Annotated in this window: 15 protein-coding genes; 12 read left to right on the forward strand and 3 right to left on the reverse strand. The window is 62.1% G+C overall.

Going from position 1 to position 21,733, the window contains the following annotated elements; genetic code table 11:
* The first annotated feature begins 114 nt into the window (after positions 1–114).
* The 10 genes from HU742_RS12370 to HU742_RS12415 all read left to right on the forward strand — a co-directional run bounded on the left by HU742_RS12370 (position 115) and on the right by HU742_RS12415 (position 16,761).
* Positions 115–1,239 (forward strand): NAD(P)/FAD-dependent oxidoreductase, encoded by a 1,125-nt coding sequence (locus HU742_RS12370; RefSeq protein WP_186642679.1) that lies wholly within the window; start codon positions 115–117, stop codon positions 1,237–1,239.
* Positions 1,229–1,555 carry a (2Fe-2S)-binding protein gene (locus HU742_RS12375; protein ID WP_186642680.1) on the forward strand — a complete coding sequence of 109 codons (327 nt, stop codon included), beginning with the start codon at positions 1,229–1,231 and terminating at the stop codon, positions 1,553–1,555. Before HU742_RS12370 ends, HU742_RS12375 begins: the two co-directional genes overlap by 11 nt.
* The gene (locus HU742_RS12380) at positions 1,548–2,921 is read left to right on the forward strand and encodes an FAD/NAD(P)-dependent oxidoreductase (RefSeq protein ID WP_186642681.1); all 1,374 of its coding nucleotides are present in this window, start codon (positions 1,548–1,550) and stop codon (positions 2,919–2,921) included. The genes HU742_RS12375 and HU742_RS12380 overlap by 8 nt, the downstream gene beginning before the upstream one ends.
* Entirely contained in the window at positions 2,918–3,268 is a 351-nt protein-coding gene (locus HU742_RS12385; RefSeq protein ID WP_186642682.1) for a RidA family protein, read from the forward strand. Before HU742_RS12380 ends, HU742_RS12385 begins: the two co-directional genes overlap by 4 nt.
* 144 nt (positions 3,269–3,412) lie before the next feature.
* Entirely contained in the window at positions 3,413–4,195 is a 783-nt protein-coding gene (locus tag HU742_RS12390) for an ABC transporter substrate-binding protein (RefSeq protein WP_186642683.1), read from the forward strand.
* 67 nt (positions 4,196–4,262) lie between these two features.
* A complete protein-coding gene (locus HU742_RS12395; protein WP_186632276.1) occupies positions 4,263–4,688 on the forward strand; it encodes a GlcG/HbpS family heme-binding protein in 426 nt (141 codons plus the stop codon).
* A 117-nt stretch (positions 4,689–4,805) separates the two neighbouring features.
* Complete coding sequence (locus tag HU742_RS12400; RefSeq protein ID WP_186642684.1) at positions 4,806–5,642, forward strand: AraC family transcriptional regulator; 837 nt, start codon at positions 4,806–4,808, stop codon at positions 5,640–5,642.
* Positions 5,643–5,696: 54 nt separating this feature from the next.
* Positions 5,697–6,299 (forward strand): LysE family translocator, encoded by a 603-nt coding sequence (locus HU742_RS12405; RefSeq protein ID WP_186632282.1) that lies wholly within the window; start codon positions 5,697–5,699, stop codon positions 6,297–6,299.
* 119 nt (positions 6,300–6,418) lie between these two features.
* Complete coding sequence (locus tag HU742_RS12410; protein WP_186642685.1) at positions 6,419–11,536, forward strand: leucine-rich repeat domain-containing protein; 5,118 nt, start codon at positions 6,419–6,421, stop codon at positions 11,534–11,536.
* Between the two features lie 125 nt (positions 11,537–11,661).
* Positions 11,662–16,761 (forward strand): leucine-rich repeat domain-containing protein, encoded by a 5,100-nt coding sequence (locus tag HU742_RS12415; RefSeq protein ID WP_186642686.1) that lies wholly within the window; start codon positions 11,662–11,664, stop codon positions 16,759–16,761.
* 50 nt (positions 16,762–16,811) lie between these two features.
* On the opposite strand, the gene HU742_RS12420 is transcribed toward HU742_RS12415, so the two are convergent.
* A complete protein-coding gene (locus HU742_RS12420) occupies positions 16,812–17,765 on the reverse strand; it encodes a class I SAM-dependent methyltransferase (RefSeq protein WP_186642687.1) in 954 nt (317 codons plus the stop codon).
* A gap of 89 nt (positions 17,766–17,854) precedes the next feature.
* On the reverse strand, positions 17,855–18,517 hold the full coding sequence (locus HU742_RS12425; protein WP_186642956.1) for a murein L,D-transpeptidase catalytic domain family protein: 663 nt from the start codon (positions 18,515–18,517) through the stop codon (positions 17,855–17,857).
* 181 nt (positions 18,518–18,698) lie between these two features.
* Here HU742_RS12425 and HU742_RS12430 point away from each other — a divergent pair, with 181 nt between their 5' ends.
* Entirely contained in the window at positions 18,699–20,261 is a 1,563-nt protein-coding gene (locus HU742_RS12430; RefSeq protein ID WP_186632295.1) for a L,D-transpeptidase family protein, read from the forward strand.
* A gap of 12 nt (positions 20,262–20,273) precedes the next feature.
* On the opposite strand, the gene HU742_RS12435 is transcribed toward HU742_RS12430, so the two are convergent.
* The gene (locus tag HU742_RS12435) at positions 20,274–20,906 is read right to left on the reverse strand and encodes an NAD(P)H-dependent oxidoreductase (protein WP_186642688.1); all 633 of its coding nucleotides are present in this window, start codon (positions 20,904–20,906) and stop codon (positions 20,274–20,276) included.
* A gap of 86 nt (positions 20,907–20,992) precedes the next feature.
* Between HU742_RS12435 and HU742_RS12440 the strand changes: the two genes are divergently transcribed.
* Complete coding sequence (locus HU742_RS12440) at positions 20,993–21,619, forward strand: TetR/AcrR family transcriptional regulator (protein ID WP_186642689.1); 627 nt, start codon at positions 20,993–20,995, stop codon at positions 21,617–21,619.
* Positions 21,620–21,733: the final 114 nt, after the last annotated feature.

Here is a 21,733-nt window from a genome sequence, read left to right on the forward strand (position 1 = left end):
AAAGCATTTCTCAAGCGTAAGTCATCGTCCTAGGATCGGCTGCATTAACTAAATCGAGCCGCAGTGCGCCTACTTGGCGAACAATCCTGCCGGCAAAACGATAAAAGAGCGCTCATGCAAAAAGCTGATGTGATCATTGTCGGCGGTGGCCTGGTGGGCATGTCCATCGCTTATGGCCTGGCCTTGCTAGGACGCCAAGTGAACGTGCTCGATGAGGGCGACGACGCGATTCGCGCCGCCCGGGGCAACTTCGGCTTGCTCTGGGTCCAGGGCAAGGGCTACGGCATGAGCCCGTATGCAACATGGACGCGCGAGTCGGTGACGCTGTGGCCGCGGTTCGCCACAGCGTTGCAGGCCGATACGGGCATTGATATTCATCTGCGCCAGCAGGGCGGTTTCCAGCTGTGCCTGAGCGAGGCGGAGATGGCCGAGGAAGCCGCTCGCCTGGCCTGGCTGCACGAAGCCCTGGAAGGTGATTACCCCTACGAGCTGCTGGACGCGGCGCAACTGCGCAGCCGTCTGCCGGGCGTCGGTCCAGAAGTGGTGGGCGGATGTTTTTCGCCCATGGACGGTCACGTCAATCCGCTCAAGCTGTTACGGTCTCTCTACGCAGCGTGTCGGGCGCGCGGTGTGAATTTGCTCAACGGCTATCACGTCGACGCAATCGAACCTTACGCCGAGGGTTTCCAGGTGCGCGCCGGGGACCAGCGCTGGCTTGGCCGGCAGGTCATTCTTGCCGCCGGCCTCGGCAACCGCGCGCTGGGTGCCATGGTCGGCCTGGACGTGCCCGTGCAGCCGAACCGTGGGCAGATCCTGGTAACCGAGCGACTCAAGCCCTTTTTGCATTACCCCACCACTTACGTACGCCAGACCGACGAAGGCACGGTGCAGTTGGGCGACTCCCATGAATCCGCCGGTTTCGACGACGGCACCGGCAGCCAAGTCATGGCCGCTATCGCACGCCGCGCCGTGCAGTGTTTTCCCCAGTTGGGCGATGTACGGCTGGTGCGGGCCTGGGGTGCGCTGCGGGTGATGAGCGCCGATGGCTTTCCGATCTACGAAACGTCCTCAAGCTGCCCGGGCCTGTCGGTCGTCAGTTGCCACAGCGGCGTGACCTTGGCGGCCGCCCATGCCTTGCGCCTGGCCCCGTGGATCGCCGGTGAATTCGATGATCCGGCCGTACAGCCGTTCGGCCTGCACCGCTTCAGTTCGCCAATGGAGGTGCGTCATGTCGGCTGACCGCCTGTTCCGGCCTTTGGCCGCCGCGCAACACAGCGTGCTGATCGAGTTTGAAGGCCAGTCAATGAATGTGCCAGGCGATGTGTCCCTGGCGGCGGCGCTGCTTGCCAGTGGCATCCGTCATACCCGTGAAAGCGCCGTCAGCGGTAGGCCCGCGGCGCCGTATTGCCTGATGGGCGTGTGCTTCGAATGCCTGGTGCAAGTGGATGGCCAGGCCAACGTCCAGTCTTGCCTGGTGCCGGTGCGCGCCGGCATGCGTGTGCGCCGCCAACGGGGTGCCGTCAACTTGGCGCAGGAGGAGGGGACCGATGAATAAGCTCGAGATCGATCTGGTCATCATCGGTGCCGGACCAGCCGGCATGAGCGCGGCCGTCGAAGCCAGGGCCCATGGATTGTCGGTAGTGGTGCTGGATGAACAGGCCAGTCCTGGCGGGCAGATTTATCGCCAGGTGCTTCAGGCCGACGCCCGCAGCCGCGCGGTGCTGGGCAATGACTACAGCGCTGGCGCGACGCTGGCGGCAGATTTCCTGCAATGCGGCGCCCGTTACCTGCCCAACGCGGCGATCTGGCAAGTCACGCCGCAACGTGAGGTGCATTACCTGATCGAAGGCCGTGCACGGGTCATACAGGGGCGACATTTGCTGATCGCCACCGGCGCCTTCGAACGTCCGATGCCGATTCCCGGCTGGACCCTGCCCGGTGTCATGACCGCCGGCGCCGGGCAGATCCTGCTCAAAAGCGCGGCGATGGTGCCGGCGGGTCCGGTGGTCCTGGCAGGTTGTGGCCCGTTGTTGTATCTGCTGGCGGTGCAGTACCTGCGCGCTGGCATCGCAATCGATGCGCTGGTTGATACCAGCAGTCGTCGTGACTTCCTGCGGGCCTGGCGTTTGATTCCCGGGGCGTTGCGCGGCTGGCGCGATTTGCTCAAAGGCGCCGCGTTGCTGGCTGAGCTGCAGCGTGCCGGCATCCGTCATTTTCGCCGAGCCAGCAACCTGCGGGTCGAGGGCGAAGGCCGCGCCAGCGCCTTGGCTTTCGACGCGGGCGGGCACGCTCACCGGGTGCCTGCCGAGTTGATCCTGCTGCATCAAGGCGTGGTGCCTCACACGCAAATCAGCTGGTCGCTGCGCCTGGAACATGACTGGAGCGAGTCGCAGCTGTGTTGGATCCCTCGTCGCAACGGCGCGGGCGAAACCAGTACGCCGGGCATTTATATTGCCGGGGACGGCGGTGCCATCGGCGGCGCTCAGGTGGCTCGATTGGAAGGCCGGCTGGCGGCCCTGGCGATTGCCGGCCAGGCCAACCGGATGAGTGCCCTTCACAAAACCTTGCGCCGTGCCCGCGCCGCGCGACCGCTGATCGACGCACTGTATCGCCCCCCGACGCAGGGCTGCATTCCCGACGACGACGTCATGGTCTGTCGCTGCGAAGAAGTCACAGCCGGCGAGATCCGCCGCTATGTCGACCTCGGCTGTCTGGGCCCCAACCAGACCAAGGCGTTCGGCCGTTGCGGCATGGGCCCGTGCCAGGGCCGTCAATGCGGCTTGGCCGTCACCCAGATCATCGCTGCCCATCGCCGCGTGCCGCCCGCCGAGGTGGGCTATTACCGCATTCGCTCACCGCTCAAACCCATCACGCTGGCCCAACTGGCCGGTGAACATCACTCAGTCGAGGAACCGTCATGACCATCCAACGTATCGAAAGCAACCCGCGCCTGAGCCGCAGCGTCGTGCACAACGGCGTGGCCTGGCTCAGCGGTATCGTCGCGGCCGATTGCAGCCAGGACATCCAGGGCCAGACCCGCCAAGTGCTGCAACGGGTCGATGAATTGCTTGCCGCATCGGGCAGCGACAAGCGTCGCCTGCTCAGCGTGCAGATCTGGATGAAAGACATGGGCCGGGATTTCGCGGCGATGAATGCCTTGTGGAGCGACTGGGTCGACGCCGAACACACCCCGGCGCGTGCCACCGCGCAGGTGGCCTTCGACGACCCGCAAATCCTGCTGGAACTGATTGTGACCGCGGCGGTTTAACGCCGCCGGACCGCTGCTGTGCCGTTACCGGGCAAGACGACCGCCAGAGCTGTCGCCCGCGCTTTGTTCACGTTTGCTGCTGCCATAACGGACGACTTCACCTGGAGCGTCCGACATCAATAACATCGCATCCGGAGCTGATGAATGAACGTTAAACGCATTGCACTCAAGCTGGGCTTCGTCTCGTTGCTGGCCTTCGGCGCCAACCTGCACGCCGCCGAAACCTCGTTGCGCATCGGCATCGAAGCGGCCTATCCGCCATTTGCCTCGAAAACCCCGGACAACGCCATCGTCGGTTTTGACTATGACATTGGCCAAGCGCTCTGCGCCGAGATGAAGGTTCGGTGCGACTGGAAAGAGCAGGAGTTCGACGGCTTGATCCCGGCGCTCAAGGTGAAGAAAGTCGACGCGGTGATTTCGTCCATGTCGATCACGCCCGAACGGATGCAATCGGTGGACTTTACCAATCGTTACTACCGTATCCCGGCGCGCCTGGTGTTTCGCAAGGGCAGTGGCATCACTGACATTCCGGCGCAGCTCAAGGGCAAGCGGATTGGTGTGCAGCGGGCGACCAATTTCGATCGCTACGTCACCGAGAAGTTTGCCCCTGTCGGCGCCGAGGTGATCCGCTATGGTTCGCAGAACGAAGTCTTTCTCGATCTGCTGGGCGGGCGCCTGGACGCGACCATGGCCAGTTCGGTGGCCATTGACGAAAGCTTGCTCAAGCGTCCCGAAGGCAAGGATTTCGAATTTGTTGGCCCAAACTTCGTCGAAGAACAATACTTCGGAACTGGCATTGGTATCGCGGTGCGCAATAACGATCCGTTGGCGAGCCGTTTCAACCAGGCGTTGGCGACTATCCGCGCCAATGGCACCTACGACCGGATTCGCCAGAAGTACTTTGATTTCGATATCTATGGCGAATGACCCTCGCCATGTTCATGGCCCGCGGCGTTGGCTGGCGGGCCTCACGATGCATAGCATGGAGTGATTCATGAAAACCAAAGCGGTACTCACGGAACAGGACGTCGCTCAGCTTCTGGTAGCGGCCAAGGAACTGGCGCACCAGCGCCAGTGGGCCGTTTCGGTCTGCGTGGTGGACGACGGCGGGCATCCCCTGGGGCTGTTGCGCCTGGACGGTGCCTCGCCATTATCGACCTACATTGCCACCGAAAAAGCCCGCACCGCCGCCATGGGCCGACGTGACAGCAAGGTCTTCGAAGACATGATCAACGGTGGTCGTATCGCCTTCCTGAGCGCGCCGCATCTGCAGGGCATGCTCGAAGGGGGCGTGACGATCCGCCACGACGGCCAGTGCATCGGCGCCATCGGGGTATCCGGCGTCAAGGCCGAGGAAGATGCGGAACTGGCGCGGTTGGCGGTGGAGGCGGTGTTGCCGCTGATTACGCCAGACGCGTAAGGCTGGATCTCCCGCTGGGAGCGAGCAGGATCGCTCCCGCACAACTGCACAAATCTTCCAGACTGAGCCGGCGACAGTGTTTAATCTGCCCAAGCGGAGACATAAGCGAGGCAGCCGATGACAGCGCGCAATTGGATCGATCTCAAGCAGGACGCCACGTCCGGTATCGAGACCGTGCGCGCGCATTTCGAGGGCCATGCCTACGATCCGCACTGGCACGATGCGTACCTGGTGGGCGTGACGGAGCAGGGCGTGCAGCAGTTCCATTGCCGGCAACAGCAATACAACAGCACGCCAGGCAAGGTGTTCCTGCTGGAACCGGGGGAGCTGCATGATGGCAATGCCCCCCACGAAAACGGCTTTACCTATCGCACCCTGTATCTGGAACCTCAATGGCTGGAGCGGGAGCTGCGTTCACTGTTCGAAGAAGCCCCGGACCATGCCCAGCTGGGCTTTGCCGCCACCCTCAACGATGACGCACGATTGGCATGGGCCACGGCCACGGCCTTCCAGAGCCTGCATGAGCAGGAAATTCTCATCGTCCGCCAGACCGCCCTCGACACGCTGCTGTCGAACCTGACCCAACACCTGCACTGGCGCGCACGGATCAATCCCGACCCGCGCCTGCCGCTGGTCGCGCAGCAAGCCCGCGATTACCTGCACAGCCATTTGAGCGAAGACATCGGCCTGGACGACCTGGCCCGCGTCACCGGCGTGGATCGTTTTCGCCTGAGTCGTGCGTTCAAGGCCGCCTTCGGCCTGGCGCCCCATGCGTACCTGATCCAGCTGCGCCTGGCCCGGGCGCGACGCTTGCTCGCCAGCGGTGAAAGCGCCGCGACCGTGGCGGCCATGCTCGGCTTTGCCGATCAGAGTCACCTGGGCCGCTGGTTCCAGCGCGCCTATCGCTTGAGCCCGGCGGATTATCGAAAACGCTGCTCAATTGTTCCAGACTGAGCCCGGCCGCGTCGGGATGATCAGCTTCACGATCATCTACCGAGAAATTGCTTCATGGACCAGTTGCTGCCGTTTGCCTTGTTTGCCTTTGTCGCTTCCATCACTCCGGGCCCGACCAATATCCTGGTGCTGAGCCACAGCTCTCGCTACGGCCTGGCGACCACATGGCCGATCATCCTCGGCGCCTGCGCGGCGGCGGCGCTGCTGGTGTTGTTGGTGGGCACCGGGCTCGGTGATGTGCTGGCGCGGCACGCGACGATTCAAACGGTCCTGTCCTGGGCCGGCATCGCCTGGCTGAGCTGGATGGCCTGGCAGATTTTCAGCGCACCAGCCGAGGCCATCGACCCGGATCGACCGGTGGAAGGTCCACGGCTTGGGCTGGTGGGAGCGGCCGGTTTGCAACTGGTAAACCCAAAGACCTGGATGATGGCGCTGGCGGTGGTCAGCGTATTCGCCGGTGCCGAGGCGGACCGTACCGTGCGGGTGCTCTGGCTGTCCCTGGCCTTTTTCGCGATTTCCATTCCATGCATGACCGCCTGGGCTTACTTGGGGCGGGGCGCCGCAAGGTTCTGCCGTTCCGCCGTGGCGATGGGGCGCTTCAACCGGATCATGGCGGTGTTGCTGCTGGTGTCGGCGTGGTTGACGTTGGTGGTGTAACCCCTTGCAACGGTTCGATGGTTTCAAAAAGTGATCGTTTCCGAGAGCATCCCCCGCACCTGAGCTGAGCGTGCTCAAAATTTCGAACGCTAAATCGACCCCAAGGAAGGAGGTCTGCCATGTCCATTCAAACTACCCATATCGAGTTTATCCAGGCCAGGCTGCCAGCCTGGTTGAAGCGAGCCCCCCGTGCGGACCAGAAGCGCTTCAAGGTGCTTGTCCAGCAATTGCAGCGCGACAGCGATGCGCTCAATGCGCTCCTGGTCGACTTGCCTGCACCGGAAGCCTTCGCCAGCGAACTGCTGCAGGCTGAGCCGCAAATACAGGCTTGGCGTCCAATAAACGGCGTCGGCGACCACGCGGACGCGATACGCCGTGCGAGGGTCAGGCGCGGGCCCTACGTTATTGATCCCACGTTGTCGGTGATCAAGGCGGCCATGGCCAATTATCCTCCCGGCGATGCGGTCATCGGCGGTGAGTTCGATACCAAGGGCGAACTTTTCATTCAGGGGCGGCCACAGGAATTTACCCGATGGGGCGCGCCGTCGGACACCGCGCCTTTACCCATGAGCCCGGCAGAGTTCGCGCGGCTGTGTCGCCGAGTGGACGTAGGCGGGGCTTACCGCCAGTTGTTGGAAGGGAAGCTGCCGCGCATTGGCAGCGAAATTCCAGCCATCGCCAACCTCTACATGGCGTATGCACGCAGTCAGCTGACTCATGATGCCTACGAGGCGAAACTGAACGGGCGCCTCGATGAAACCGGCGTGCGGTTGCTGGCTCACGTTGGCATCCAACTCGAAGAGCGGCCCGTCGTCCCCCTGGCCTGCGAGGTCAAGTCCCTGGAGCTGTTGTCGGTGCCGCTGTTTGGCGCGCGGGTGTATTGGGGCGTGCAAGGGGACGCCAGCGGCGTGCGGCCGATTGTCCTGCACATTCCCAACGATGAAGTGGCGCCCCTCAAGCAGTTTGCCAGCCTGCAAGCCATGTCCGCAGAACTCACTGAGCGGGTACGCAGACGCCGCTATCGCGAGCGCCTGATGGAGTATTTTCCGTTGCGTCTGCAGGCTTTGCTCGGGACGGCTCTCCATGATCAGGTGGAATGGCGGGTGGACAACAACCCCAACGTGATCCAGGAGCTCTACGCCAGGATCACCGGCTGGCGCGACGGGGAGCGGGGCGAGGATGGCAGCCGTCAACGTATCCGGATTCCCATGCCCAAGGTTGCCTGGGGCATGGGTGATCTACGTGTAGAACCGTGGACCGCTTGCTACAACGAATGGCGCGGCCAAGTCCTCGACAACGCGGCTACGCTGATGGTCCCGACCCGGTATCTGGACTGGCAGGCGCAGTTGGCTCGCCTTGCCTACTGGGAGAGCCTGGTCGAGCGTGCGTTGATGCTCGCCGCGACCTTCTTCCCGTTTTGTGCGCCCATCGGCATGACGGCAGCGGCGGTAGGCGGCGTGCGCCTCGTGTACGAAATCTTCGAGGGCATCCAGGCATTCAATCAAGGGCATGCCCAGGAAGGCATCGAGCATATCTTCAACGTATTGTTCGGAATCGCTCAAGGTGCCTACCTGGGTTTTATCGGCGGCGCCATCGAGCCCATGCAAGTTCAGGATGGCAGCACGCGCTTGTGGAATGGCGATGTCACGCCTTTCCAGGCGCGACGATTGCCACCCGTGGAGGCCGAGCAGGATGCCTGGGGTGTCTGGCGAACAATCGACAAGGCCTGGGTGCGAATCGACGATCGATACTTCGAAGTCCAAGGCACCGGCGATGCCTTGAACCTGCGATTGCCCGTCGGGCACCGAGGCATCAGGCCTCCGCTGGCGTGGAGCCGTGGCCGCGGTTGGCAATGGGCGCATCGTGACCCGATGCAGCGGGGCAACCTGGAGCTGGTGCGGTCCTTCGTCGAGACGCCTGGCGAACTCGATGACGTGACGATTCTTGCGCTGCAGCGTCAGGTCGGAATCAGCGAGGCACATCTGCGCTACCTGCAAGTCGAGGGACAGCCGTTGCCGGCCATATTCGCCGACGCGCTGGATGAGGCCCGAAACTGGCAATGGCTGCGGCATACCATCGAGCGTCTGCGTCGTGATGAGGCTCCAGGTGGCAAACATTTTCGGATCGTCCAGACACTGGTTGAACTGCCAGGCTGGCCGAAAAAATTGACGCTGCGTTATTACGACGAGGTGACGCTTTATCCCGTGGGGAATAAGGCCAACACACGTTCTGTTCGCCTGACCAAGGCTGACCTGGAGCACGATGCCTGGGCGTCCTACGTGCTGGTCAGCCTTGACTCGGATGAGCAGACCGCGATCCTCGGGCAAAGCAGCTTCGGCTTGCGTCCGGCGGAACGCAGTCATCTGCTGGCTCAACGCTGGGCCGAGCTATTGGAGCGCAACGCCGCTCGGCTGACCAAGGGCATGCGCCGACCCATCTTGCTCGATCCTTTGGCCGCGCCAGTACGCCGAGCCTTTCCCGGCTTGCCGGAATCCATCGCCAATGAGCTTGCCCGGGAGACCACCGGCCAGGATCGACTGCGCTTGCTTGATGGCCGAGTGAATGAAGGCCTGGGCAAACGGTGCGCGCAAGCCTTGCGCGAGCTGCGCCTGAGCCGTGCGTTGGGTGCCTTGGCACGCGGTGAAAACAGCGGTGATCGTGATCGCATTGTCATGGGCCTGCTCGGCCGCTCGCCGCAGGCCCAAGGCCGGCTGCATTTGCGCCTATGGTCACGGGAACTGAGAGGGCCGATCGAAGTGGAAGCAGAAGGCCCCATCAAGGTCATTCGCCAGGAAGACGATAAATACCGCCCCTTTGACGAATATGGTGAAGAGCTGGCTGGCCCCCTGGCGCTGGAGGAGGCCTTGCTCAGAGCCATGCCAGACGACGCGCGCCAGGCGTTGGGCTTGAATATCTGGGAAGCGGACAAGCTGCGCGCTCAGCTACTCGCCCAGGCACTGGAGGACCGGCAGGGATTGCGATCCTTTCTGTCGATGAAAGGCATCGGTGATGACGGCCCGCGTCCCCAGTGGCTGAATGGACGCTTGGGTTACCCGCTTAGCGGTCGCGGACGGATTCCGCTACAGGAATGGCACCAGGGGCTGGACCATCGACTCGAGCAACTGTATCCCAGCCACGCAGGCATAGCGTTGGGGCGGCTTCGGCTGACTTTGGCCGAGCAGGCGCGGCGCGAGGGGATCAGCCTGGAAGATTTGCTCGGCGGATTGGAGGCCCAATGGACTGCGCTTGACGAAGGATTGCATCATTGGGTAATTCATAATGAGGCCCATCATTCCGTGGAAAGCCTCTATGACACCGAGGCGCGAGTCCGCCAGCGCACCGCCGTGGCAGAGGAAATCCGCCGTGCCTGGCGGCGCGCACCCGACCCACATCGGGAGGGCGGCGAGATAAGCTTGCATTTGGAGGGGCACGGCATCGGGCGGCTTCCTCCCATCAACGCGAATTTCGACCACATCGAAGAGCTGACGCTGGCGGACTTGAGCCTGGACGAAGATCCTTCGGATTTTCTCCGGCTGTTTCCCAACCTCGATATGCTGAGCCTGGACGATAACCTCCTCACGGCGATTCCCGTGGCAGTGGGCGAGCTGCGCGGGTTGATGGAGCTGTCATTGGGCCACAATCCCCTTGCCATCACCGCGGAGGTGTTTGCGCCTTTGCTTGGCGTCGATTCGGCGATTAATTTACGAGCCTTGGACCTGTCCGGCATCAGCAGTAACGCAGAATCGTCGACCAGCGCCGCAATGATCGCCGCCATCAATAGCCTGGCCGGGCTGCCTTCCCTGCGCGAGGTGGTATGGAGCGAGAACCTGCATTTTACCCCCCAGGAGTTGCAGGCAATCACGGCCTTGCCCGGACTGCTCGCATTGGATCTCATGAGTTGTGGCCTGCGGCTGGATGAGGCAGGCAGTGCCTTTCTGCGCACGGCCACGTCGTTGAAAAGGTTGCGCTTGAACGGCAATAACTGCACCCATCTCCCCAGCCTGCCCGAACTGACGCAACTTCGGGAACTGGAACTGGCCAGAACCGGACTCGACAAGGTTCCGGCCCTGGCACTGACCGTGCTTGCCAATCCTTCAGAGAACGCTTTTCTTGACCTCAAGGGTAACCGCATCAACAACATTCAGGACGAGCTGCTTCCCGCGCTTGGCGCCCGGCCAGATCCTGACGGCCTGGTATTGCTTCTTCACGATAACCCGCTGCCCAGTGCGCAGATCCAAGCGCTTCGCGTATTCAAGCTAGACGCTTTTCGCTACACGGTCGATGCCTGGTTGGACAGTTTTCCTACCTTCCAAAGTTCTCTGGAGGCGGCTCGCGACGAGGCCGGCAATCGGCGTTTCATCGATTGGTTCTCCACCGCGATGACCGAAGCCAGTACCCGCGCCGATACTGGGCTTTCCTACAACGACCGGGTGAGGGCCGGCGCGGTCCTCCAGCATTACACGGGTTATGGCACCGTCTACGCCGAGCTCGCGCCCCGGCTTGCGGACTTCGGCGAGCAACTGGAGGCCCTGCGCAGCCGCTTGCAAGCTCGCATCCTGGACCGGGAGCAGCCGGATATCGCGGAGTTGGAAGTGCACTTCACGATGTTCACTACGGTCCAGCGTGCCCGCTTTGCACCTCAACGCGTGCCTTTTGCAGGTTTTCTGAACGAGCATTACGACTATTGGAATTTCATTCTGACCGCCCGGTATCCCGATGCCGTCCAGCGCAATGGGTGGATAACGCAAGAGCGCTTCATCGATTGGCTTAGCGCCGCCCAGGACAGTTTCGACAATAACGATCAAGCGGCTCGCGTCGGGGAAATGACCTGGCGCCCCTACCTTGGGCTGATGTCCCGGGACTGGGCCGATGGGCTGGCGATCTGGGATACGGTGGAAAACGATCTGGTGGACGCCTTCAGCGAACCGGTGGATCCGTCCGGTTGGCCCCAGGTGCTGCGGGACAACCTGGCGCAACCGGACGCCGGCTTGCCTAGCGCTTGGGAGTATGTCTCGGTGAACGGGCGGATGGCCTGGCGTCGGTCCAGCCTCGAGGCCGTGGCCGATGTGGATTGGGCCGCAGGCCAGCCGGTCAACCTCAACGACGACCAGTTCCGACGGACCATGGCCCTCTACCGCTCGGTCAAGAGCCGTGAAATGGATGCATTGGTTCGTCGCATCACGACCGATCTGGTCGTTCCCTGGTGGCCGGTGCGGGCGCCTGCTTCAACTGTCTGAAAAAACCGTTCTGAAAAAAACTGTGCCGGCTGCGTTCCTCCTGTCAGGGCGTCGTCAGTCGGCATGATCGCCAGGTCATGGCCTGGCGGTAACCACTCAACAGCCCCCAAGGAAGGAGGTGAATCATGTCCACCCTCAAGACCCATGTAGAGCTCATCCAGGCTCGCCTGCCTGGTTGGTTAACCCAAGCCACGCGAGCGAGCCAGGAGCGTTTGAAAGCGCTCGCCCAACAATTGCAACGCGACAGTGATGCGCTCAATGCGCTGGTCAAGGACTGGCCCGATCCTTACGACTACACGCTCGATCAGCTCCAGGCCCAACCCGAAATGCAGGCCTGGGGCCCGGTGATAGGTGCGAGCGCGAAGGATGCGGTTCGCCGGGCACGGGTCAAGCGCGGCCCCTATGTGATCGACCCTTCATTGACCGTGGTGGAAGCCGCCATGGGAAATTTTCCGCCCGCCGATGCGGTCGTCAACAGCGACTTCGATAGGAAAGGGCAGCTCTACGTCCGACGCAAACCAGACGAACATTATCGATGGGGACAACGGTCGGATACGGTTGGCATGCCCCTGTCTCCCGCCCAATTCGCACAGGTGTGCCGACGTGTGGATGTCGGGGGCACCTACCGTAAGTTGCTTGAAAGCAAGTTGCCGCGTATCGCCGGCCAGGACGCTGCGGCTCCCACCGCTTACAAGGCTTATGCCCGCAGTCAGCTTGCCTATGATGCCTACGAGGCGAAGCTGGACGGGCGCCTCGATAAAACTGGCGAGCGGCTGCTGGCATCGGCCGGGGTGCAACTGGAGAATGAGCCGACGGTCCCCTTGGCGTGCGAGTTCAAGACGTTGGAACTGCTGTCGGTGCCGCTGTTTGGCGTGCGCGTCTACTGGGGCGTCAAGGGTGATGCCAAGGGCGTTCGCCCGGTGGTCCTGCACATGCCCAATGACGTCGTTGCACCGATCATGCAGTTTTCGAGCTTGCAGGCGATGTCGGCCGAGTTGACCGAGCGGGTGCGCAAACGCAGCTATCGCACAAGCCTGATGAATTACTTCCCGCTGCGCTTGCAGGCCGAACTGGGTATGGCCTTGCATGATCAGGTGGAGTGGGAAATAAAGGACAACCTGAATCTATTCCAGGAAATCAATGCCCGCATTAGCCATTGGCGCGAAGGCGAGCGGGGTGAAGACGACGGACGTATTCGTGTGCCGGCGCCGCGCGTCGCCTGGGGCCTGGGCTATATCCGCGAAGAACACTGGAGCAATCGTTACCACGAATGGCGCGGGCACACCTTCGCCAATGCCTCGGCGCTGATGGTTTCCACCACGGACAAGGACTGGCAGGCGCTCATGGATCGGCTCGAATATTGGGAGCGCATCGCTGAGCAGACGCTGATGCTCGCTGCCAGCTTCGTTCCGTTTTGCGCCCCCATCGGAATGGCGGCAGCGGCGGTGGGGGGCGTGCGGCTGGTGTATGAAATCTTCGAAGGCATCCAGGCGTTCAACGAAGGGCACGCGCAGGAGGGTATCGATCACATTTTCAATGTGTTGTTCGGCATCGCCCAGGGCGCCTACCTCGGATTCACCGGGGCGGCCATCGAACCCATGCCGGTGAAGGATGGCACCCTGCGCTTGTGGAATGGCGACGTCACACCGTTCCAAACGCGGCGCCTGCCTGGCATGGAGGCCGAACAGGACGCCTGGGGTGTATGGCGCACGCCAAGCGAGGCGTGGGTCCGTATCGACGATCATTATTTTGAGGTCCAGGGACAAGGGAGCTCCGTGGAACTGCGGCTGCCTGCCGGGCATCGGGGAGTGACTCCGCCGCTGGAATGGAGCCGTACCCGCGGTTGGCGCTGGGCCCATCAAAATCCCCTGCACCGAAACAACCTGCAACTGGTGCACAACTTTGCCGAGACGCCAGCCGAGTTGGACGACAACACCCTATTGGCGGTGCAGCGGCAGGTCGGCATCAGCGAGGCGCATCTGCGGTATCTGCAAGTCGAGGGACGCCCGATGCCCGCTGTGCTCGCCGACGCACTGGTTGAAACGCGCAATTGGAGCTGGGTACACCGGACCATTCAGCGCCTGAAGCAGAATCAAGCGCCCGGCGAAGTGCATTTCCGTGGCGTGCAAATGCTCGCAGAACTTCCTGGATGGCCGCGGGACGTTGCGCTGCGCTATCACGACGGCGCGCAATATTACCCGATGGGCAATCCCGCCAGCACGCGGGTGCTTTCACTGAGCAAATGGGACCTGGAAAATGACGCTTGGGCGGCCCGCATTCTGGATCGCCTCAGGATGAATGAGCAAACCGCCTTGCTCGGACAAAACAGCTTCGGCCTGAGCCCACTGGAGCGCAATCGCCTGTTGGCTGGACGCTGGGCCCGGCAGTTGGAAAACAATACGCAACGGATAATCAGCGACATGGCTTCCCGGCCTGAGCTTGATCCATTGGCTGCGCCCTTGGCGCGGGATTTCCCCGGCTTGCCCGCATCGATGGCCAATGAGCTCGCCGGCCATGCGGCGGGCCGGGACCGGGCGCGTTTGCTGGAGGGGCGCGTGAGCGAGGGCCTGGGTAACCAGTGCGCCGAGGCCCTGCGTGAGCTGCGCCTGAGCCGTGCCTTGCGCAACCTGGAGCGCGGCGAAAGCAGCGTCGACCGGGATCGTCTCATCATGGGCCTGGTGGGCCGTGCCCCCCAGTTGCGTGGCCGGGTGCGGCTGCGCCTGTTTGCGCGTGAAGCGCCTCGCCCAATCGAGGTGGGTGAGGCCGGACCCTGGAAAATCATCCGCCAGGAGAACGAGCAATATCGCGCCTTTGACGAGGAAGGCAACGAACTCGCCGATGCGCCGGGCCTGGAGGATGCATTGCTCAGGGCGATGCCGGACGATGCTCGCCGAGCCCTTGGCTTGAACATTTGGGAAGGGGCTACATTTCGGACCCGACTGCTTGCCCAAGCCTTGGAGGACCGGCAAGGACTGCGCCCCTTGCTGATGATGAAGCCCCACGGCCAGGGCGGGGCTGGGCTGCAATGGATCAATGAACGCTGGGGTTATCCGGCCAGCGGGCGCGGACAGCTGCCGCTGCATGTTTGGAACCGCGGCCTCGCGGCGCGTCTTGAGCAGTTATACCCATCCTATGCAGGGGAGGATCTGGAAATTCTCCAAGAGAGCCTCACCCAGGAGGCGACGCGCCACAATATCAACCTGGGAAACTTCGTTGCCCAACTGGAAAATGACTGGGCCACGCTCAACAACGAGCTGGATCAATGGGAAGCCCATCCAGGGCTGCACCATCCCGCTGAAGGCAATGTCAATGTCGAGGTCCGGCGCTCACAGCGCAGGGCGGTAGCCGCGCAAATTCGTAGCGCCTGGCAACGTGTGCCGGATCCAAGCAATGAAGGCAGCGACATGGTATTGCGGTTGGACGGTAGCAACATCGGGCGTCTGCCGCCGATCAGTGTGCGTTTCGAACACATCGAAGAATTGATCCTGATGGATCTGGGGCTGAGCGAAGACCCTTCGGCCTTCCTGCGCCTGTTTCCCAATATCGATACGTTGTACCTGCAGGGCAATCAGCTCAGTGCGATACCCCTGGCAACCGGTGAACTGCGCCAGCTGACGGACCTCTCATTGAGCATTAACCCACTCAATATGACCGCCGACGTATTTGCCCCCTTGCTCGGTCCCGATCTAGCGCCACATCTGGAAATCCTGAGCCTGTCCCATGTCAGTAGCGGCACCGGGGCAGCGGCCAGCAGCGCGGTGGTCAGTGCTATCGGCCGCCTGGCCGAGCTTCCTTCGCTACGCGAGTTGGAATGGACCGACAACTTGCATTTTACCGAGCAGCAATTGCAGGCCATCACCGAGTTACCCCAATTGACTGCGTTGGATCTATCACGCTGCGGCTTGCGTCTGGATGAGCAGGGGAGCCAATTCCTGCGAAGCGCCACCGCCCTGGAGGAGCTGAGCCTCAACGGCAATAACTGCCGGGATTTGCCAGACTTGCCTGAACTTGTTGCGCTACAGGATCTGGAACTGTCCGATACGGGGCTCAGACGGGTACCGGCGCTGGCATTGACGATGCTGTCGAGGTCATCGGCTATCGAAGTCGACAGTATCGACCTGAGCAGCAACAGCATCACCCAAATCCAGGACGACCTGCTGCCCGTTCTCGAACGGGTGCAAGGGGGCAGCGTTGGCGTATTGCTCGACGACAATCCGCTGCCCAGCACGCAAATAAACGCACTTCGCCAGTGGGATAACGGCGCTTTCAGATACACCGTCGACGATTGGTTGTATATCAACCCGGGGCTACGGGACGCACTGGAAGTCGCTCGCGATGACGCCGTAAACCGTGGCTTCATCGACTGGTTTTCCGGGATGATGGGGGACTTGGATGCCCATGCGGCAGTTGGCCTGACCTTCCAGGATCGCACGAGGGGTGCTCGCATTCTGGAGCATTTGATCGAGTATCAAAACGCGAATGAACCCTTACCCACGATCGTTGCCGATTTCGATCAGCGGATGACCGAACTGCGCGTGCGTCTGCGGGACCGGACCCTGGACAGGGTAAAGCCGGACCTCTGGGAAATTGAAGTGCACATGATGATGTTCGAGTCGGTCCTACGGGCTCGCCTGGCACGGCAAGGTGTGCCGTTCGCAAGTTTCCTGGTTGACCAGCACGCCTATTGGACCCACGTGCAGGTCGAGCGCTTTCCCGATGCCTTGGAGCGACCGCCCCATATGACCCGGGGGGCCTTCATCAACTGGCTCAGCGATGCACAGGACACCTTTAATAACAACGATCAAAACCCTCGGGTCGGGGAAATGACCTGGCGGCCTTATCTCGGAATCATGTCCGATGCCTGGACGCAAGGCCTGGAGGCCTGGGAGGGCGTAGACGAAGCCATTATCGATGCCTACAGCGAATCGGTGAATCCGTCCAGTTGGCCCCAAGTGCTGCTGGATAACCTCGCACGGCCGGATGCCGACCTGCCCAGCGCGTGGGAGCAAGTCACTGAAAACGACCAGCTTGTCTGGCGCCGTGCGCCGCTCGAACCCGTGGCAGATGTAGATTGGACGGCTGGCGAACCAGTGACCCTGACCGAAGACCAGTTGCGACGAACCATGGCGATCTATCGTTCGGTCAGGAGTCGGGAAATCGAGGCCCTGGTACGACGAATAACAGCAGACCTGGTCATTCCCTGGTGGCCGCAGCGACCGCGCTAGCTTCCCAACTGCGTAAATATGAAGAGCCCCGACGGGGCTCTTCTCAAATGTCATTCAGCTCCAGGCGTAGCCTGCTTGAATACCAGCGCTTTCAGTCCGCAAGCCAGATCGGCGTCAGGAAACTCCGGCGGATTTTCCAGGCGCGCGTGGAATACAAGTCCCGGCGCTTCGCGCATGACGCCGTCGATGAGGAAATCCGGGCCGGTGGCCGGGTCGTTGCTGCAGGCCAGGACCGTGCCGCGAGCGGCCAGCAGTTCCGGCAGGCGGCGCAACACGCGCTGATAATCCTTGGTCAACAGAAAGCTGCCTTTCTGGAAAGTGGGTGGATCGATGATCACTAGGTCGTACGGGCCACTGTTGATCACCTTGCCCCAAGACTTGAACAAGTCGTGTCCCAGGAAACTCACCTTATCCAGGTCATGCCCGTTCAGCCGGTGGTTGTCGCGGCCACGACTCAGCGCCGCGCGGGACATATCCAGGTTGACCACATGCTGCGCGCCGCCGGCAATCGCCGCCACGGAAAAGCCGCAGGTGTAGGCGAACAGGTTGAGCACGCGTTTTCCGGCGGCGTTGGACCGCACCCAGTCGCGGCCGTAGCGCATGTCGAGGAACAGGCCATTGTTTTGCTTCTTGCCCAAGTCGATTCGGTAGCGCAGGCCGCCTTCGGTCAGGGTCCATTCATTGATCGGTTCGCCTACTAGCCATTGGGTGAGGCTATCGGGCAGGTAGCGGTGCTGCACCGCCAGCGTATGGGCGGCGCTGTGCTGCCAGGCGGGCGAGGTGGGGAGGGTGCACAGCATTGACAGCAAATTCTCCAGCTGCGCCGCCTCGGGTTCCTTGAACAGCGAAACCAGTACCACCCCTTGCAGCCAATCGATGGTGATCTGCTCCAGCCCCGGCCAGCAGCGACCGCGGCCATGGAACAGGCGCCGGGTTTCTTCGGGCACCGATTCCAGGGCGGTCAGCAAATGGGTATGCAGGGTTTGCAGTGCTTCAGGGTTCATCGGACAACGCCAGCGATTCGAAAGGCCGGCATTTTAACCGTAGGCGGACCGGGCGCAATCCCCGTGGCGAGGGAGCTTGCTCCCGCTCATCAACCCTCGCTGGCCGCCAGAATGCTCGCCACTTGTTGCGGCTGGCAATTCAGATAAGCCGAGCGCTTGAGCCACGCCGGGTCGGGATACCAGGAAAACATGAATTGCCCGCCCTTGAGCTTGTCGATCACCTGGCGCGCCACTTGCGGCCGCACCGCAGGGCAACCCAGGCTGCGCCCGATACGGCCCTGGCGTGCGCTCCACAGCGGATTCACGTAATCGGCGGCATGGATGACGATGGCGCGGTCGCGGGCCAAGTCGTTGAAGCCCGGTTCAAGGCCATCCATGCGCAGCGAATAGCCATGGGCGCCCTGGTAACTTTCCTGGGTACGGAACAGTCCCAGGCTCGATTGATAACTGCCCAGGCGGTTGGAAAACTGCGTGGCGAAATTTTCCCCGGATTTCTGCCCATGGGCCACCAGGTCGCGCAGGACCAGCTTCTTTTGGCGCAGGTCGAAGATCCACAGGCGCCGGGCCGTCGAAGGTTGCGAATAATCGATCACGGCAAGATGGCGAGCCTGTCGGGCACCGTTCGCGACTGCGCACTGCATCGCACTCAAGGCACTTTTCAGCGCTTGGGGATTGAGTTCCGGCGCCGCGTGGGCGAGGCTGTTGTAAAGAGGTTGGGCGTTGAGCTTTGCCGCCAGCGCCGGGCTGCACATCAGGGCGAGGCCGGTGATGAGCAGACAAAGTTGGCGCAGTAGGCCCGATACCGGCGTAAACAGCTGAGGGCGGCGTTCGTTTGCGGCATCCCATCCGATTGTGTTTGTTTGCATGATGATGGGTCGTACCTGTCGCAAAAATTCACCGTCAACGAGACGGCCATGGATTGGAGTAAAGCAGTTGTTCAAAAAGACCGCATGTTACCTGAGCCTTTTCTTGCTCGTTGCGCCATTGGTCGCTGCAGCCGAGGAGGGCGATCCAGCGCTGGCGCAAACCACATTGGCGCAGCTGTCGGTCAACTGCCCCGATCTGGCTGCCCGTGTCGACTTTCCGACAGTGATGAGCTTGCAGGCGCTATACCAGCAAAACGCAGGCCAGGCACTCTGGTCGAACGACGGGCGGTTACAGGCGCTGCAGGTCCAACTTCAACAATTGGCTGACGATGGACTGGATCCGGCGCGCTACAGCTTGCCGGACGAAGGCGCCTACCCGAATGCCGCCTGTACCGACATCGCCATCAGCGAGCGTTATCTGCAGGCCCTGCACGACCTGCGTTTCGGTTATCTGCCTCAAAAGCGTCTGGAACCTGTCTGGAAAACCAATCCGCAGTTGCCGGACCGTCAAGCCATGGTGTTGCAATTCGCCGTGACGGGCCTGCACAACCCTGTCGAGGCTTTTGAGCAGGCCCGGCCGAGCCTCGACCTTTATCGCAACCTGCGCGAACTCTACGCCCGTCAGCGGCAGCTGCCTTTGGCTGACTGGCAATCGGTGCCCGGTGGCTCGCTGTTGCAGCCGGACAAACGCGATGCCCGAGTACCAGCGCTGGCCCGTCGATTGTTCAACGAGGGTTACCTGAGCGTGCCGCCCCCCGAGACCGATGAGCATTACGGGCCGAGCCTTGTGGATGCGATGAAAAGCTTCCAACTTCATCATTCGCTGCAAGCCGATGGCGTCGTGGGGCCGTGGACCGTCACCGAACTGAACATCAGCCCGGCGATGCGCCGCGAACAGCTGCGCATCAACCTGGAGCGCATGCGCTGGCTGGCCCAGGACCTCGAGCCGGACAGCGTGCTGGTCAACGTCGCGGCGGCGCAACTGACGGTTTACCAGGGCGGCGCGCCAATCTGGCAAACCCGTACCCAGGTCGGGCGTGCCGAACGGCAGACGCCGCTGATCAAATCGCGGATCACGCGCTTGACGCTCAACCCCACGTGGACCATCCCGCCAACGATCATGCGCGAAGACAAGCTGCCCGAGATTCGTCGCGATCCGGAGTTTCTCAGCCGACATAACCTCAGGGTGCTCGACCGGGACGGCATGCCGGTGGCGGTGGAGAATGTCGACTGGGACCACCCCGGCACGCTCATGCTGCGCCAGGATCCCGGTGCGAAAAACCCACTGGGCAAAATGGCGATCCGTTTCCCCAATCCGTTTTCCGTATACCTGCATGACACGCCTAGCCAGGCGTTATTCAGCAAAGGGCCGCGGGCGTTCAGCTCAGGCTGCGTGCGTATCGAGCAAGTCATGCACCTGCGGGACTTGTTGGTGACTGCGGCCGAACGCACGCGCACCGACACTTTGCTGGCCAGCGAACTGACTCATGAGTTCAGGCTGGCCAAGCCCGTGCCGATCCTGCTGGGCTACTGGACCGCGCAGGCGGACAGCCAGGGGCGGGCGGTGTACGTCCCGGATATCTACCAACGCGATGCAGTCCTCTCTGCGGCTGGCAGCCGTGCGCTCTGATGGCGATCATGTTCAGGCGCATTCGACCTCGGCGCCGACGCGTGCCGTCTCGTCGGTCGTCGAGAACAGCCGCTGCCCGATTGCCTGGGCAGTGTCCAGGTGAGTCTTTGGGTCAACCGTTTCCGACTCGAGCAAGCGTTCGGAGCTCACTACGCGGGCCCCGCAGTAATCGAAGATGCCATGTTCAATCTGGGTCACCATCGCCTGGTCATAGCCGTGGCGTTGAAAGCTGTCCGCGTCCGCGCCACCGACGGCCAACAGATGGACCCGCAGATGTCGGAGCTGCTGGGAGAATGACTCGCCGAGCCGGAAATCGAACGCCCAGCCGTTGGAAAATACCCGGTCGATCCAACCCTTGAGCAACGCCGGCATCGACCACCAGTAAATCGGATAGACCAGCACCAGCGCAGCGGCACGCTCGATCCTGGCTTGCTCGGCCAGCACATCGGCCGGCGGCGACGCCTCGCGGTGGTGAACCGCGTGGTCGGCGAAGCTGAAGCGTGGGTCGAACCCCTCAGTCGCCAGGTCGGCTATCTCGAACGTGTCGGCCGGATTGGCTTGGATGATTCCGTTGCCGACGGCTTGGGCCAGCGCATGGGTCAGGGAACGGGGATCATGATGGGCAACAACGATCAAGGCATGCATGTCGAATCTCCTTCTGGCATCACACAACGTCAAGCGAGTATGCTTGGTTAAGTTACGAACAGTAAGTTACGGTTGGTAAAGTAAGCATGTCAAGCACTGATGAACATTCACAGCCCTCTGCCGCACCCCGTCGACGCTTGTCGCGTGCGGATCGCCAACGGCAGCTACTCGACGTCGCCTGGCGCCTGGTGCGGGAGGAGGGTAGCGAAGCGCTGACGTTGGCCCGGCTTGCGGAACAGGCAGGGGTTACCAAGCCTATCGTCTACGACCACTTCATTACCCGGTCAGGCCTCCTGGCAGCGCTTTACCAGGATTTCGATGGCAGGCAGACCGCGTTGATGGATGCTGCACTCCAAGCCAGTGAACCGACGCTGGAAAGCCGGGCGCAGGTCATCGCTTCTTCCTTCGTCGAATGCGTCCTCCTTCAGGGGCGGGAGATTCCTGGGGTCAGCGCGGCCTTGAGCAGCACGCCAGAACTCGAACGCATCAAGAGGGAGTACGAAGGGGTCTTCCTGGATAAATGCCGGGTGGTGCTGGAACCGTTCGCCGGAACCGGGCGCCTTTCCCAAGCGCGCCTGCGGGCGATGCTGGGGGCGGCGGAAGCGTTGTCCGATGCGGCGGCCAACGGCGAAATCAGCGCGGACGAGGCCAAGCATGAGCTGTTTGAATGCATCGTTTCGATGGTCGAGCGGGCCGAAACCACGTCTGGGTGATTCACTTTCCTTCAAGAAAAAACGAACCCCAGGCGCTTTTTCCGGTTCTTAACTGATGTCCCCGGTTTAACAGGGACATCAGGCGGGGCTGCGGTCTTGCCCACCAAACACTGC

The sequence above is a fragment of the Pseudomonas marvdashtae genome (genome assembly GCF_014268655.2).
Lineage (GTDB): Bacteria > Pseudomonadota > Gammaproteobacteria > Pseudomonadales > Pseudomonadaceae > Aquipseudomonas > Aquipseudomonas marvdashtae.